The organism is Erwinia sp. PME.40.26/001 (genome assembly GCF_055556675.1).
This window is the reverse complement of sequence record NZ_JBVHNP010000001.1, coordinates 1,305,287-1,321,462: the sequence shown is the minus strand read 5'-3', so window position 1 is coordinate 1,321,462 and position 16,176 is coordinate 1,305,287. Positions and strand designations below refer to the sequence as shown.

At 53.4% G+C, this 16,176-nt stretch carries 12 protein-coding genes; all 12 read left to right on the top strand.

Going from position 1 to position 16,176, the window contains the following annotated elements; translation table 11 throughout:
* The first annotated feature begins 6 nt into the window (after positions 1-6).
* The 12 genes from wzc to wecA all read left to right on the top strand — a co-directional run bounded on the left by wzc (position 7) and on the right by wecA (position 16,161).
* The gene (gene wzc / locus ACZ3HG_RS06370; RefSeq protein WP_187510081.1) at positions 7-2,187 is read left to right on the top strand and encodes a tyrosine-protein kinase Wzc; all 2,181 of its coding nucleotides are present in this window, start codon (positions 7-9) and stop codon (positions 2,185-2,187) included.
* A gap of 90 nt (positions 2,188-2,277) precedes the next feature.
* Positions 2,278-3,183, top strand: coding sequence for a glycosyltransferase family 2 protein (locus tag ACZ3HG_RS06365; protein ID WP_191932893.1), 906 nt, complete (start codon positions 2,278-2,280; stop codon positions 3,181-3,183).
* A gap of 123 nt (positions 3,184-3,306) precedes the next feature.
* Positions 3,307-4,344 carry an EpsG family protein gene (locus ACZ3HG_RS06360; protein WP_244633617.1) on the top strand — a complete coding sequence of 346 codons (1,038 nt, stop codon included), beginning with the start codon at positions 3,307-3,309 and terminating at the stop codon, positions 4,342-4,344.
* Positions 4,345-4,413: 69 nt separating this feature from the next.
* Positions 4,414-5,166, top strand: coding sequence for a glycosyltransferase family 2 protein (locus tag ACZ3HG_RS06355; protein WP_465332338.1), 753 nt, complete (start codon positions 4,414-4,416; stop codon positions 5,164-5,166).
* A gap of 18 nt (positions 5,167-5,184) precedes the next feature.
* On the top strand, positions 5,185-6,219 hold the full coding sequence (locus ACZ3HG_RS06350; protein ID WP_465332336.1) for a glycosyltransferase family 4 protein: 1,035 nt from the start codon (positions 5,185-5,187) through the stop codon (positions 6,217-6,219).
* Between the two features lie 88 nt (positions 6,220-6,307).
* A complete protein-coding gene (locus tag ACZ3HG_RS06345) occupies positions 6,308-8,521 on the top strand; it encodes a phage tailspike protein (protein WP_465332334.1) in 2,214 nt (737 codons plus the stop codon).
* Positions 8,522-8,716: 195 nt separating this feature from the next.
* The gene (wcaK, locus tag ACZ3HG_RS06340; protein ID WP_465332332.1) at positions 8,717-9,967 is read left to right on the top strand and encodes a colanic acid biosynthesis pyruvyl transferase WcaK; all 1,251 of its coding nucleotides are present in this window, start codon (positions 8,717-8,719) and stop codon (positions 9,965-9,967) included.
* A gap of 4 nt (positions 9,968-9,971) precedes the next feature.
* On the top strand, positions 9,972-11,195 hold the full coding sequence (locus tag ACZ3HG_RS06335) for a glycosyltransferase (RefSeq protein ID WP_191936591.1): 1,224 nt from the start codon (positions 9,972-9,974) through the stop codon (positions 11,193-11,195).
* Complete coding sequence (locus ACZ3HG_RS06330; RefSeq protein WP_187510082.1) at positions 11,192-12,532, top strand: lipopolysaccharide biosynthesis protein; 1,341 nt, start codon at positions 11,192-11,194, stop codon at positions 12,530-12,532. Before ACZ3HG_RS06335 ends, ACZ3HG_RS06330 begins: the two co-directional genes overlap by 4 nt.
* 147 nt (positions 12,533-12,679) lie before the next feature.
* On the top strand, positions 12,680-13,576 hold the full coding sequence (gene galF / locus ACZ3HG_RS06325; RefSeq protein ID WP_062742820.1) for a UTP--glucose-1-phosphate uridylyltransferase GalF: 897 nt from the start codon (positions 12,680-12,682) through the stop codon (positions 13,574-13,576).
* Positions 13,577-13,622: 46 nt separating this feature from the next.
* Positions 13,623-14,636: a UDP-glucose 4-epimerase GalE gene (gene galE / locus ACZ3HG_RS06320; protein ID WP_465332329.1), complete on the top strand. Its 1,014-nt coding sequence runs from the start codon at positions 13,623-13,625 to the stop codon at positions 14,634-14,636.
* 448 nt (positions 14,637-15,084) lie between these two features.
* Positions 15,085-16,161, top strand: a complete 1,077-nt coding sequence (gene wecA, locus ACZ3HG_RS06315; RefSeq protein ID WP_465332327.1) for a UDP-N-acetylglucosamine--undecaprenyl-phosphate N-acetylglucosaminephosphotransferase — start codon at positions 15,085-15,087, stop codon at positions 16,159-16,161.
* The last annotated feature ends 15 nt before the right edge of the window (positions 16,162-16,176 follow it).

The following is a 16,176-nucleotide window of genomic DNA, read 5'->3' as shown; positions in this document are numbered from 1 at the left end:
TGATCCATGAAAATAAAAAGTAAGGCACCGTCAGCGCCGCAAGACGATTCGAACGGGTTCGATCTGGCGCATCTTGTGGGGCAACTTATTGACCATCGCTGGATAATTGTTGCGGTTACCGCACTGTTTATGCTGATGGGCACGCTGTACAGCCTGTTTGCCACACCGATATACAGTGCGGACGCGATGGTGCAGGTTGAGCAGAAGAATGCCAACACCGTGCTGAATGACCTGACGCAGATGATGCCGAACGCACAGCCCGCATCAGCGACAGAAGTCCAGATTGTGACGTCACGTATGGTGCTGGGTAAAACCGTGACCGACCTCGGTCTGGATGTGCTGGTGCAGCAGGACTATTTCCCGCTTATCGGTAAAGGCCTGTCGCGCATGATGGGCGGTAAGCCGGAGCAGATCGCCGTTTCGCGCCTGAAAGTGCCGGCCGTATGGGATAAGCGCCAGTTGACGATCGAAGTCAACGGGCCAGACAGCTACACCGTAAGCAAAGACGGCGATGAGCTGTTTAAAGGCAAAGTCGGTCAGTTCGAGCAGCACGGTGATGTCACAATGCTGGTCAGCGATATCAAAGCGGATGAGGGCACCAGCTTCACCGTGACAAAACTGAGCGACCTGCAGGCCATCAAACTGATTTATAACAATCTGACCGTTGCCGATATGGGCAAAGACACCGGCGTGCTGGGCCTGACCTATACCGGGGAAGATCCGGTATTAATTAGCCAGGTGCTGAATCAGATTATCAATAACTATCTGTACCAGAACGTTGAGCGCAAATCTGAAGAAGCGGAGAAGAGTCTGGCCTTCCTGAAAAATCAGCTGCCTGAAGTGCGCGGTAAGCTGGATCAGGCAGAAGATAAACTTAACGTCTTCCGCCGCCAGAATGATTCGGTGGATATGTCGCTGGAAGCGAAGTCGGCACTCGACTCTTCCGTCAGCATTCAGAGCCAGCTAAACGAACTGACCTTCCGTGAAGCCGAAGTGTCGCAGCTGTTTACCAAAGACCACCCGACCTACCGCGCGCTGCTGGAAAAACGCCAGACGCTGGAAAACGAGCAGAAAAAGCTGAACGGCAAAATCAGTCAGATGCCGCAGACTCAGCAGGAAATTGTGCGTTTAACGCGTGACGTGCAGGCAGGGCAGGAAATCTACATGCAGCTGCTGAACCGTCAGCAGGAACTGAGTATCAGCAAGGCCAGCACCGTGGGTGATGTCCGCATCATCGATCATGCTGAAACGGCGGGAACACCTGTCGCACCGAAGAAACTGATGCTGATTGTCGCCAGCCTGCTGGCCGGTCTGGTGGTTTCCGTCGGTCTGGTGCTGCTGAAAGCACTGTTCCACCACGGTATCGACAACCCGGAGCAGCTGGAAGAGCTGGGCCTGAGCGTGTATGCCAGCGTTCCGCTCTCCGAGTGGCAGCGTAAGAAAGATGCGGAGGCCCTGGCCAAACGTAATCTTAAAGGGAAAACCGATCCGCATAACAGCCTGCTGGCGTTGGGTAACCCGACAGACCTTTCAATTGAAGCGATCCGCAGCCTGCGTACCAGCCTGCACTTCGCCATGATGGAAGCGAAAAACAACATTCTGATGATCACCGGTGCCAGCCCGGGGATAGGTAAAACCTTTATCTGTTCTAACCTGGCGACGCTGGTGGCGAAAGCCGGTCAGAAAGTCCTGTTTATTGATGGTGATATGCGTCGCGGTTATACGCACGAACTGCTGGGTGCGGAGAGCAAAACCGGTCTGTCCAATATCCTGTCAGGAAAGACGCCGTTCACGCCGGATCTGATCCAGCATGGCGACTTCGGCTTTGACTTCATTGCCCGTGGTCAGGTGCCGCCGAACCCGTCCGAGCTGCTGATGCACAGCCGCATGAATGAGCTGCTCGACTGGGCCAGCAAGAACTATGACCTGGTGCTGATTGATACGCCGCCAATTCTGGCCGTCACCGACGCCTCCATTATCGGCAAGCTGGCCGGAACCTCGCTGATGGTGGCACGTTTCGAAACCAACACCCTTAAAGAAGTGGAAATCAGCTACAAGCGCTTTGCCCAGAACGGTATCGATATTAAAGGGGTTATCCTCAACGCCGTCGTCCGTAAGTCAGCCAATGCCTATGGTTACGGCTATGACTATTACGACTACAGCTACAAGCAGGATGCGAAAAGCTAATAACCCTGAGGAACCTTTATACCCCGTGGGTAAAGGTTCCTTTTTTTCTGGTGAGTGTCTGTTTGTGACCGTTTATAAAGGTGCCTGGCAATGAAGGATATTTTCTTTTCGATCGTCATTCCTGCATATAATGCATCCGAATCTATCGTGACGACGCTGGACTGCGTGGCAGCCCAGAGTTATCCGCATTTTGAAGTGATTATCATTGATGATAAATCGGCTGACGCAGAGCAGCTGGCCGCTGTGGTGCAGTCAGAGCGATACCGCCATCTCAACATCAACCTGGTGCTGTCGCAGGAGAAGCTGAACGGCTCCGGCGCGCGTAATAAAGGCATTGAGCTGGCGACCGGGGACTATATCAGCTTCCTCGACGCGGACGATGAGTGGCATAAAGATAAGCTGGCGGAAAGCCTGAAGCTGATCCATCAGCTGGAAGAGCAGGGCCAGCAGCGTTTTATCATCTACAGCCAGGTTAACATTATTCAGGACGGTGAATTCCTGAAAGTGCTGCCGTTACAGCAGGTGGGGCGTAACGAAACCGTTGCCGAGTACCTGTTTGGCTGCTACGGCTTTATCCAGACCAGCACCATCGTGCTGAAGCGCGAGTACGCGCAGGAAATTCGCTTTGATCAGAAGTATATCCGCCATCAGGATTACGACTTCTGCATCCGCGCCGACAAACTCGGCTATACCTTCTTTATGATTGACCAGCCGCTGGCTAACTATCATCTGGTGACAAAGTTTGGCTCAAAGCATAAAGGCGAGTCAGTAAAATACTCGTTCTTCTGGCTTGAAAATATGAAGCCGTATCTGACCCGGCGGGATATTCACACCTATAAAGCGTATAAGCTGCCGCTGCGTTACAAGATGGACGGAAAATCCCTCCAGGCCAGCCTGAGCTTTGCCCGCTACTTTTTCTTAACCAATAAAGATAACCGCACCTACTTCCTCAACCGCGTAAAAGACAAATTACGGGCGCGGCTGGGCGGAAAGTAACGTGACCAGAAGAATAATAATTGGGTGGGAAACTCTATGGCAATATATTGGATAGTCAGTTACAGCATACTGATTTTATGCTTTTTTGAACTGGCGACAATCAACCAGGCGAATGAGCCAAAAATGAAGCGCGTGACCACCTACTTCTTCTTTATTGCGGTGGTGGCGTTGATCATGTTTGCGGGTTTCAGGGGCCCGAACTCCGGTATCGATGACTGGCAGTATCTCGGCTTCTTTAATGATTTCTCCCGTCAGACCAGCATCAGTGGTTACGAAACCGTAGCGGATATTTACCGCTATGAGAACCTGTTTATGCTGCTGGCCTGGGTGCTGTCGTGGTTCACCCATGAAAGCTACTTTTTCCTGCTGTTCATCGCCTTTATTGCGGTGTCCACTAACGCCTGGATATTTAAAAAGTACTCTCCGCTGATCCTGTGTTCGCTGTGTCTTTACTCCGCGCACCTGTTTATCAACAAAGATATGAATCAGATCCGCTTCGGCCTGTCCAGCGCCTTTGCGGTTGCCTGCCTCTGCTCGGCGGCGGGGCGCAAGTATTTCGTAGCGTTTGTCTTCCTGGTGTTAAGTACCCAGTCCCACTCCACGGGCTACGCCGTGCTGATGGTTGCACCGTTCCTGTTCCTGCGCGAGCGTAAATACTTCGGTATTGCGATGGTGCTGGCGGCGATCCCGCTGGGTCTGATCGGCGGGAAAAAACTGTTCCTCGACTCTCTGGGGATTGTACCGGTTATCGGTGACCGTGCGATGGGCTACAGCGGGACGGTGTTTGATGCCGCCTCGCCGGTGTTTGGCCTGGCGAACTTAAAAAATATTGCGTTTATCGCCTTCTTCACCGTGGTCTATTTTAACCGGCCGATTAAGCCGGAAGACAGGGTCGCCTATATCCTGTTTATCGCCTATTCAGCCGGTGCGGCCGTGCGCATTATCTTCTCCGACTTCTCTATTATCGGGGGGCGCGTCGGTAATCTGTTCCTGCACTGTGAACCTTTATTGCTGGCGTTCCTGATGACGCGCATACGAAATCCGCTGCTGAACTTTGGACTGCTGTTTGCCATGACCTCTTATTATCTGGCGTATAACACCATCCTCTCCGTGCAGTCGATTAATGGTTACAGCATTGCACCGCTGTTCCGTCTTTTTTAACGTCCGGGCCGGATAGCCGGCCCGAATGATGACTATCACTTAATGAATGACTCAGATTCAGGGTATCAGATGAATAATCAAATCGGCACGGTAGGGATTATTATCCCAATGTACAATGCGCGCGCGACCATTTTGCGGGCGGTACAGTCGGTGATTGATCAAACCTATACCGACTGGCGGATCTATCTTATTAACGATAAATCTACCGATGACTCACTGGAATTTGTGCAGCAGCACTGTACCGATCCGCGCATTACAATCCTCAGCAACGAGGTAAATCGTGGCGCAGCAGAAACTCGCAATGTCGGCTTAACCACAGCGACCGAGCCGTTTATTGCTTTTCTTGACAGTGATGACGAATGGGCCCGCGACAAACTGATGCTGCAGATCGCCCAGCTCAACGCGGGGCATGACCTGGTGATCAGCGATTACCGTTACCAGTCACGTAGCAAAGCTTATGACGTGCGCTACGGTAAGTCACTGTTGATGAAAGATGATTTTGTTAAAAAACAGTTCCGTATCTGTTTCTCTTCCGTTTGCTATCGTCGCCCGGCAAAGCCCGTACTGTTTAAGAAAAAAGGACATGAGGACTTCCTCTTCCTGTATGAACTGTTTGAGCAGTATAAGCAGGCGCGGGTGATTGATAAGAATCTGGTGACCTATTATGAAATGGGTAATTCCCTGTCGCGCAATAAAAACAAAGCGGCAAAGTGGCACCTGGACTTACTGAAATACATTTATAAAAATAATCCGCTTAAAGTTTATTACTACTACGTCTGGTACATGGTTAACGGCGTGTTATTTACCCTGAAGCATCGTTAATCTGAGGTGATGAAGACAATGAAAAAAATCGTACTGGTCATTAAGGATGCCTATTCCTATGCCGGAACTGAGAATATCTGTAATTTCATGTCTGAATGTTTTGGTGAGCAGCATGAGGTGACCATCTATTCGCTGGAAGGGTCGGGGGAACCGTTTTATCCTTTCAACCAGGTACAGCAAATTGTCAGCTTCAACGGCGAAAAAAATCCGCTGAAGGCCGCCGTGAACAAGATCCATCAGCAGCAGTTTGATGCGGTGTTTCTGATCAGCATGGGCCGCCTGAGCGTGATGTTTGCGTTATACAGCATGATGTCGATGAAAAAGAAGCCTGCCCGCGTCTACGCCTGCGAGCATGTGGCCATCAACTCCTTCAGCAAACCGATCAAACTCCTTAAATACCTGGCGCTGCGTTACTACGATCGCGTGATCGTACTGACCGATAAAGACCATCAGGTGTTTAACGGCTGGAATATTCCCAGCAAAACCATCCCCAATCCTGTGGTGTACAAAAATCTTCAGCGCACGCAGCGTCACTATCAGGCGCTGGCGGTGGGCCGTCTTGATCATCAGAAAGGGTTCGATCTGCTGCTGGACGTCTGGCAGGGGTTTGTGGCAACCCACCCTGACTGGAAACTGGTCATTGCCGGCGACGGTGAGCTGAAGGAGGCGCTGGTGGCTCAGGCTGCCCGGCTGAACATCAGCGACAGCGTCAACTTCGTTGGCCGCGTCAGCAATATCAATGACTACTACCGCGACAGCGATATGGCACTGATGACCTCGCGTTACGAAGGACTGCCGCTGGTGCTGCTGGAGGCCAAGTCGTGGTCGTTGCCGGTGGTTGCCTATGACTGCCCGACCGGACCGCAGGAAATTATTAACCACGAGAAAGATGGCTTCCTGGTGGCGATGAACGACAGGGCGCGCTTTATCGACTGTATGAACCGGCTCGCGAGTGACGATGCCCTGTTCTATGCCATGAGCGCGGCAACCCAGACCACCTCGCGCAAATTCGACGGCAAAGTGATTAAAGAGAGCTGGCTGTCCCTGCTTTAAGGGCGGCACAGCTCCGCAGTGAGTATCTCTGGACATCTGTTCCATGCCTGCCTTGCAGGCCCAAAAAATTGACCACGGGATAACACCAATGAAAAGAAGAGAATTACTGACGGCGTTCTCGTCGATTCTTGCCGGGCTGTCTGTCAGCTCGTTTTCCAGCGCCGCAGCGAAAAGCGAGCCTTCCCTGGCGCTGAAAGGGATCGGACCTGGCGAACTGCCTAAGGGCGATGTACCGATCCTGACGCCGGAAAACGTCTACACCATGCCGGATCAGTTCTGGAAGAATTTTAACGGTAAGCTCTGGATCGGTAAGGCGGGTGCAGATCCGACTCAGCCAGGCAACCTGATTAACCTCTATCTACGCGATGCCTCCGGCAAACTGTCGCAGGTACAGCAGCCGGTGGCGCTGAATAAAGGCAGCTTTGAGCAGTTTATTGCCGACAATGCCGCCCTGATCGCCGACCCTTCTCATTCGATGGCGGTGGTCGACGATGCGGGCAATACGCTGTTTAACATCCCGGATGTGACCCGGGGGGCGAATAATTTCAGCCAGCGCCTGGCGCAGCCTGCGGGCTATCAGCTGATTGGTGAAATTGCCTCGGTCGACGATCTGCGGAAAACGCGCCCGCTGTTCAGCGGCGCTAAAATCAAGCTTAAAAGCTGGCATGAAGGGCTGGAAGTGGGCGGCGGCGAATTTGTTGGCACGCTGGAAGCCGCAAAGGACGACGGCGGCGTGACGATCTCCTCCGGAGCGGATTACCACTGGCGTCGCGTGGTCGAAGACTTTAACCGGCTGACCCTGTTTGACTTCGGTGCCATTGCCGATGGTAAAACTGACGCTGCCCCGGCAATAAAAGCGATGTACCAGTGGGCGCAGGACGCCAGCCAGCAGATCTGCCTGCAGTTCCCGGCGGGAACGTTCTTTGTCAGCGGCTGTGATTTTTCCCGCGAGCAGACCCGCTTCTTCCGCGTCTCCGGGGCGATGGTCAACTTTGGCTACTTCCCGGCGACTACCATTGTCTCCGACGGCGAATCTGACTTTGTCTTTAAGGTAAACACCCGCTGGGTAGAGGTCAGTAACCTGCAGTTTAACGGCCGGACGGATACACAGGCGAATAAACAGGGCTTCTTCGACAACAAATGTGAAGGCGGCCAGTATTTCCGTGGAGCCTGTCTGCGCTTTGTACGCGTCGGCGGCACGGCGATCAGCCTGATGGATACCCTCGACTGTAAAATTGACCAGTGGTATGCCCTGCGCTGCAGCGGCGATGTCATTAAGTCGGTCTGGTCTAATGCGCCGAAGGGCAAATGGGACCACAGCACCGCCATCGAGCTGTCCAACTTTAACGCGCAGTACTGTACCGACGGCAAGGTGCTGAACCTGCAACGCTGCGGTCAGTCGCTGATCCACAACGGCTGGATTGAACATACTGAATTCCCGGGGGATATCTCCAACGGGCAGTGGATTATCGATGCCCTGAGCCTGGAAACCTGTAAAAACCCGCTGATTGCGCATAACTCGCGCCTCAACATGCGTCAGACCAATCTGCAGGCCGGAAGCTGGATTGATAATTCGCTGGCGGAAGGCGAGTGGCTGGGGGCCTGGGAGCGGGGGTCAACGCGCGTTGAGTCCTACGGTATCGCCGTTGACGGCAGTATGAAATACAACTACCTGACCTCGCGTTTTCGTATTGAAAACAACACGGCGCAACAGAAGTGGGTTGAACTCGGTAACATTTATACGCCGGACGTGGGCGATGCGTGGGAGATCGAAATCTTTGGTCAGTCCTCCTTCAGCAACGGCAGCGGCAGCGCACCGCTGAATAAGGTGGTGGGCGACAAAACGACCGGCGGCAGGGCGGTAATCAGCCTGCAGCGTAAAACGCACAAATTTGAAGCTGCCTGGCATGCCGAAGGGGCCAGCCCGGTGCTGGACGTAATGATTGAAACCCCGCATGACACGGATGTGCGGGTGTTTATCAAAATCGACGGCTGGGTGGCCTCTGCCGGCGTGCTGATCAAGACCACGGCGAAAGACCGCTTTAAAACCGGTCGCTGCGCCCGTTTCGACAGCAGCATGGCCTTTGGTCAGCCGCCCTCCGGAAAAAACGTCAGCCGTGCCAGCCAGCGTTTCAGCCTGCACAACGGTAAGGCCGGCATCGGGGCGAATGAGGCGGGGGATCTGCTGATGGCTTCACGACCGCTGAGCGCTGACCAGGTCAATACCGATCGCCCGGAAGGGTATGTGTCTGTCGTGCTGAACGGCCGACAGGTCGCCATCCCTTACTTTTCGCTGAAATAAGCGTCAGCTTCCGTTAATACCAGGAATTTTCAGAGTTATCAGGCTGTTTTTCCAGGGCAAGGACAGGCAGCCTGTTTTACATGGTTAGACTGGATCGATCGCATTTTGGCATTTTATAAACAATAAGACTTATTAATTAATCACTTATTGGCTAATTAGGCCTGTAAAAATTACAAAAATTTTTCTGGAGTAGTTATGAAGATTTTATTAGTTGGCAATCATACATGCGGAAATCGCGGGGATGGCGCAATTTTACGCGGGATTATTGATTCGTTAAACCTGGCAAGGAACGATCTCGATATTGATGTGATTAGCCGTTATCCAACCAGTTCTGGTTATCTGCTCCAGCAAGATATTCTGCCTGATGCGCTCTTTTTAGAAACTAAAAAGGGTAAAAATAAGCTGGTCGATAAGATTAAGCGTCGTCTGATGCCAAAGATTATGATGGCCCATATTGCGAATCGGGGGATTTTCAAGCTTTTCCCGGTGCCGGACTATCTCCAGACTTTCAGCGATAACCTGAAGCAATACGATGCGATTATCCAGGTGGGCGGTTCGTTCTTTGTCGACCTGTACGGTCCACTGCAGTTCGAACATTCACTCTGCGCGCTGCTGGCAAAAAAACCGATCCACCTTATTGGCCACAGTGTCGGCCCATTCCAGAAGCCGCGTTTTAATGAGGTTGCGAATTTCGTGTTCGACCGCGTCGACAGTCTGGTGCTGCGTGAGAGCGTCAGCCTGGAGATGATGAAGCAGGGCGGTATCACCACCGGGAAAGTGGTAAAAGGTGCTGATACCGCCTTCCTGGTGCGGGCACGTGAGGTGGCAGAGCCGGGCCATAACCTGGTTCACTGGCAGCAGGTGATTGGCCAGCAGAAGACCATTGCGATCACGGTGCGCGAACTGGCCCCATTTGATAAGCGCCTGGGTGTTACCCAGCAGCAGTATGAAGCGGCATTTGGCCGCGTGATTAACGCGATGATCGCCCGTGGCTACCAGGTGGTGGCGTTCTCTACCTGTACCGGCATCGACAGCTACAACAAAGATGACCGCATGGTGGCGATGACCCTCAGCGATCACATTGATGAGAAAGATAAATACCACGTGATCATGGATGAGTTTAATGACCTTGAGCTGGGTATTTTGCTGGGCCAGTGCCATCTGACCATCGGCACCCGTCTGCACTCCGCGATTATCTCCATGAACTTTGGCACCCCTGCGGTGGCGATTAACTATGAGCACAAGTCTCTCGGCGTGATGAACCAGCTGGGCCTGCCGGACATGGCCAGCGATGTGAAAAGTCTGATGGACGGCAGCATTATCACCCGGGTGAATAATGTGCTGGATAACTACGATGCGGTGAAACAGCAGGTCGACCTTGCTGTGGAACAGGAACGGATTCTGGGTAACCGTATTACCGACGACGTGGTTAAACGCTTAGGGTGAACCCATGAAACTGACATTCTTCACAATGCGATTTCCGGTTTCCTCTGAAACCTTTGTACTGAATCAGGTCACGCATTTTATTGATATTGGCTACGACGTCGAGATTATCTCGGTGTTTCCTGGCGATCTGGTTAACCGTCACGGCGCGTTCGATCGCTACAATCTGGCAGAGAAGACTCACTATCTGCTGCCCGAGGAGAAGGTCACTAATGCCGATAAGCTGAAACAGCGTCTGCAGATTGTCCTGCCAAAAATCCTCAATACGGCCACCTTAAAATCCTTCAACATCGGGCGCTACGGCGCCCAGTCCAGCAAGCTGCTGCTGCCGGCTATCGTCGCCGCTAACAAAAAGCCGTTCGTGGCCGATGTGTTCCTCGTGCACTTCGGCTACGCCGGTGCGCTGGCCAACAAACTGCGCGAGCTGAATGTGCTGCAGGGCAAGCAGGCCACGGTATTCCACGGGGCGGATATCTCCCGCCGTCATATTCTGGACGAGCACAAAGACGACTATGCGCGCCTGTTCACCCAGACGGAACTGCTGCTGCCAATCAGTCATCTGTGGGAAAAAAAGCTGATTACCATGGGCTGCCCCCCGGAGAAAATTCACGTCACGCGGATGGGCATCGAGCCGGAGAAGTTTAATCTCAAAATCCGTGATGCGCTGCACCAGCCGTTACGTATCCTCACCGTGGCGCGCCTGACCGAAAAGAAAGGTCTGGGCGTGGCGATTGACGCCTGCAAGCTGCTTAAAGCCCGGGGCGGCAAGTTTGAATACACCATCGTTGGCAACGGCGATCTGGAAGCGTCGCTGCAGTCAACGATCGAAGCCGCCGACCTGACCGACTGTGTAAAAATGGTCGGGTTCAAGCCGCAGGAAGAGATTAAACGCTATCTGGATGAAGCCGATATCTTCCTCCTGCCTTCCCTGACCGCTGCTGACGGCGATATGGAGGGCATCCCGGTGGCGCTGATGGAAGCGATGGCGGTGGGCTTACCGGTCGTCTCCAGCGAGCACAGCGGCATTCCCGAGCTGATAGAGCACAATGTTTCCGGCTGGCTGGCGCCGGAAGGCGATGCGGAGGCGCTGGCAGCGATCCTGCTGAAGCTGTCACGCGGTGAGGCCGATGTGGCTCCCGTGGTTATCGCCGCCCGTCAGCGGGTGGAAACCGAATTTAACCAGCATATTGCCTACCGTGAGCTGGCAGAAATTCTGGAGCAATTAGCGTGAGTAGTTTAAAAAATCAGGCCGTATGGCTGTTTGGCGGTACCTGTTTCGCTGCGGTGTTACAGGTCGTACAGCTGGGGGTGCTGGCACGCAAGCTGGAGACGCATGAACTGGGTATCCTGGCCATTATCAACGCCATCCTCGCGGTGGCAATGGTACTGCAGGATATGGGGATGAGCAGCTACATCGTGCATCGCCAGAATATTACCCGCAAAGAGCAGAGCACCATCTACTGGGTGAACGTTCTGCTCAGTCTGCTGACCGGGCTGCTGCTGATAGCGATTGCCTGGCCGATTGCCCATTTCTATCATATTCCGGAGCTGACCGGGCTGATCATGCTGACCAGCATCAACTTCCTGGTGCTGGGCTCACTTTCGCAGTATCAGGCCCACTTTGTTAAAGCCAAACGCATGGTGCTGCTGGCCAAAATAGAGATGGTCACTAAGTTCCTGGCGTTTGTACTGACGGTTGGGCTGCTCTACTACTCCCCGCTGAATGTCTCGGCGGTGATCCTCGGGCTGTTTGCTAATGCCGCCATGCGCATACTGTGTATGATCTGGTTTGGTGAGAAGTCGTGGCGGCCAACCTTTGAGTTTGATAAATCGACCTTTTTCAGTTCAATGAAATATGGCGTTTATCAACTGGGTTCGCAGACCATTAACCAGCTGCGTACGCAGGCTGACTCCCTGATTGTCGGTAAAGTGATGGGCGCCGAGATGCTGGGCGTCTACTCGCTGGCCAAGGAACTGGTGCTGCAGCCGCTGAAGCTGGTGACGCCGGTGATTAACCGCCTGGCGCTGCCGCGCTTTGCCGAGAAACAGCACGAACCTGCCCAGCTGCAGAAGCTGTTCCTGAAGGGCACGTTCATGATTATGCTGTTCAGCAGCCTGATGTATCTGGCTATCGGCATTCTGTCACCCGTCGTGGTGCGCCTGCTTTATGGCCCGGCGCATGAGGCGGTGGGGCATCTGATCCCGCTGATGCTGTTGTTCGGTATGCTGCGCCCGATGGGGGGGCTGACGGGAGCGATTTCTCAGGCAAACGGCCGGACCAACGTCGAGTTCTGGTGGAACGTGGTGGCAAGCATCATTGTGGTGATGGTACTGGCAACCACCTGGATCTGGCCGAACGTCTGGTACGTGGCACTGACGCTGTCGATTTCACAGGTGCTGATTTCTGCCTTTGCCCATCCGTTCTTCATTAAGCCGGTGATTGGCATTCCGTTTATCCCTTACGCCCGTCAGTGGATGTCGGTGGCGCTGGTATTTACCGGCATCATGGCACTGGTCAGTTATTTTAATCTGTTCATCAGGCCGGAATGGTTCACGCAGTGGCTGTAACCCGGTAATAAATATAAGGTCACCCGGCGGGTGGCCTTTTTTATTACCGGCCCTGGCTGATAATTTTTCAGATAAAGATTATACTTGTGAATCATCTCTTTATTGCATAATCAGTCAACGTTTTTACTTCATTTATATGGAAACACTATGACCAAGCTTAAAGCAGTTATCCCGGTTGCGGGTCTCGGTATGCATATGCTCCCTGCTACAAAAGCCATTCCTAAAGAGATGTTGCCTGTTGTCGACAAGCCGATGATTCAGTACATCATCGATGAGTGTGTGGCGGCGGGTATCAAGGAAATTGTTCTGGTCACCCATGCCTCCAAGAATGCGGTTGAAAACCACTTTGATACATCTTACGAGCTGGAAGCCCTGCTAGAAGCGCGTGTAAAACGTCAGCTGCTGAGCGAAGTGCAGTCTATCTGCCCGCCGGGTGTGACGATCATGAACGTCCGCCAGCCGCAGCCGCTGGGTCTGGCCAACTCCCTGCTTTGCGCGCGCCCGATGCTGCACGACCAGGCCTTCGTGGTGGTGCTTCCTGACGTGCTGCTGGATAACGCCAGCGCCGATCCGCTGCGTTACAACCTGGCCGCGATGGTGGCCCGCTTTGAAGAGACCGGACGCAGCCAGGTGCTGGCGCACCACATGCCGGATGACGACCTGTCTGAATATTCCGTGATCACTACTCAGGAGCCGCTGGACTTCCCGGGCAAAGTCAGCTCTATTGTTGACTTCGTGGAGAAGCCTGAGAACCCACAGACGCTGAACTCCGATCTGGCCGCCGTGGGCCGCTACGTGCTGTCTGCTGATATCTGGGCCGAACTGGAAAACCTGGAGCCGGGCGCCTGGGGCCGCTATCAGCTCACCGATGCCATCGCTAATCTGAACAAGAAACAGCCGGTTGATGCGCATCTGCTGAGTGGCGACAGCTTCGACTGCGGGCGTAAACTGGGCTACATGAAAGCGTTCGTCACTTGGGGCCTGCGTAATCACGCCCAGGGTCGCGAATTCCGCGAAGAAATTCAGAAAATCCTGGCAAAATAAATGTAATCGATGAGGGCCGCGCCGGGCGTGGTCTGAAGGAGTCAAAATGGCTATTTTAGTAACGGGCGGGGCAGGTTACATCGGTTCTCATACGGTATTGTCGTTATTGCAGCGCGGTGACGACGTGGTGGTACTGGACAACCTGAGTAACGCCTCTCGTGAGTCGATTCGCCGCGTTGAACAGCTGACCGGTAAGACCGCGACCTTCTGTGAAGGGGATATCCTTGACCGGGCCTGTCTGCGCGATATTTTTGCCAGCAACAGCATCACCGCGGTGATCCACTTCGCCGGCCTGAAGGCGGTAGGGGAGTCGACTCGTAAGCCGCTGGAATACTACCAGAACAATGTCACCGGTACGCTGGTGCTGCTGGACGAGATGCGCAGCGCCGGGGTCAATCAGTTTATCTTCAGCTCCTCGGCTACCGTATACGGTGCTGATGCCCCGGTTCCCTATGTGGAAACCACGCCGATTGGCGGAACCACCAGTCCTTATGGCACGTCTAAGCTGATGGTGGAGCAGATCCTGCGGGATTACGCCAGGGCAAACCCGGAATTTAAAACCATCGCGCTGCGCTACTTTAACCCGGTGGGCGCACATGAGTCGGGTCAGATTGGTGAAGATCCGAATGGCATTCCCAACAATCTGCTGCCTTATATTGCCCAGGTTGCCATTGGCCGTCTTGAGAAGCTCGGCATCTTCGGTGGGGACTATCCGACCAAAGACGGTACGGGTGAGCGTGATTACATTCATGTGATGGACCTGGCCGAAGGCCATCTGAAGGCCCTGGACCATATCGCGGCTATTGAAGGTTATAAAGCCTATAACCTGGGCGCCGGGGTAGGCTACTCCGTGCTGGAGATGGTGAAAGCCTTTGAGAAAGCGGCAGGCAAAGCCATCCCTTATCAGATCCTGCCGCGTCGTGATGGCGATTTGCCGGCCTTCTGGGCGGACGCGTCGCTGGCGGACAAAGAGCTGAACTGGCGCGTATCTCGCGGCATCGATCAGATGATGCGCGATACCTGGAACTGGCAGTCTCATAACCCCAATGGTTATCGTTAATCGACTCGCTTTTTCAACGTAATCAAAAACTCCCGCGTCTGGGAGTTTTTTGTTTTATCCGACTTAAGTGTTTTATTTGTTTTGATAATGGTTACACGTTCATAATGTGGAGGGGACGCTTGATTTCTCTCAGTTTGCTCAAAATGCGTGCGTTTTTAAAATTTATCTGTTCAAGAGCTGTTCAAATGAAAAGTTAAGTCAAAATCCTGACAGATTATGCTTGAACCGCCGCGGGTGAAGTATGAGAATTGCGACTCTTTGTGTCAGGACATGTGTGAAAGTGTTTCTGGGAATTTTCCTGGTAAAAATGGACAAGTCTCTTAAGATAGTCAGACTATGCTTATTGAGGACGACTGCGAATGGAGCGATCTGGCAGCTATAGTCAGGGGCGGTAGCGTGGGGGTCCGTAAAAAACACACACTTATACTTCGTGAGCGCGGGTACAGATATGGAAGATATCGTTCTCCTTTTTGTCGGGGCAATGACGCTGTTGTTTATCGCGCGTAAGGTGGCCCGACGTGTTGGTTTAGTGGATAAACCTAATGCCCGTAAGCATCATCATGGGAATATTCCCCTGGTGGGCGGCGTGTCGGTCTATTTTTCGCTGTGGCTGATCTACGCCCTGCAGCCCGGATGGCTGCCTGAATTCCCTGCTTATATGTGCTGCATCACGCTGCTGCTGATCGTGGGGGTGCTGGACGACCGCTTTGACCTTCCCGTGGTTCCGCGCATGCTCCTGCAGGTGGGCGTGGCCGTCATTATGATGTGCCAGGGACTGTATCTGTCTTCACTGGGGAATGTGCTGTTCGGCTATCCGCTGGTGATGGGGGCAGCAGGGTATCTGGTCACTATTTTCGCGGTTATCGGTGCCATCAACGCTTATAACATGGTGGACGGCATAGACGGCCTGCTGGGCATGCTGGCAAGTATCACCTTCTGCTTTCTCAGTATTATCTTCTTTATGGGCGATCGCGAAGACCTGGCCATGTGGTGCCTGGCGCTGGTGGTGGCCTGCCTGCCCTATATTCTGCTCAACCTGGGGATCCCGTGGGGGCGGAAGTTTAAGGTCTTTATGGGTGATGCCGGCAGCATGCTGATTGGCTTTACCGTGATTTGGCTTCTGATTATCGCCTCCCAGGGGCAGGACGCCGTCATGCGTCCGGTGACGGCGCTGTGGATCATCGCGCTGCCGCTGATGGACATGATGCGGGTGATGATATCCCGGCTGCGTCGCGGCCACAGCCCGTTCCGCCCCGACCGTGAGCATTTACACCATATTCTGTGCCGTACCGGGATTAGCGGGCGCGGTACCCTGGCTATTATGACGACCGGACAGGTACTGACGGGCATGACCGGTATCATTCTGGAAGGCTGCCATGTTTCAGATAACTGGCAGTTTATGCTGTTTATTTCCACCTTTCTTTTCTTCCTGTACGCGGTGAGGTCTGTTGAAAAAGTAAAGCACAGCGCTGAATGCAGGGAAGGCAGTGAAATCAGCGTGCAGATCGGTAATCCCCGCCAGTAATATTTTAAAGAGAGA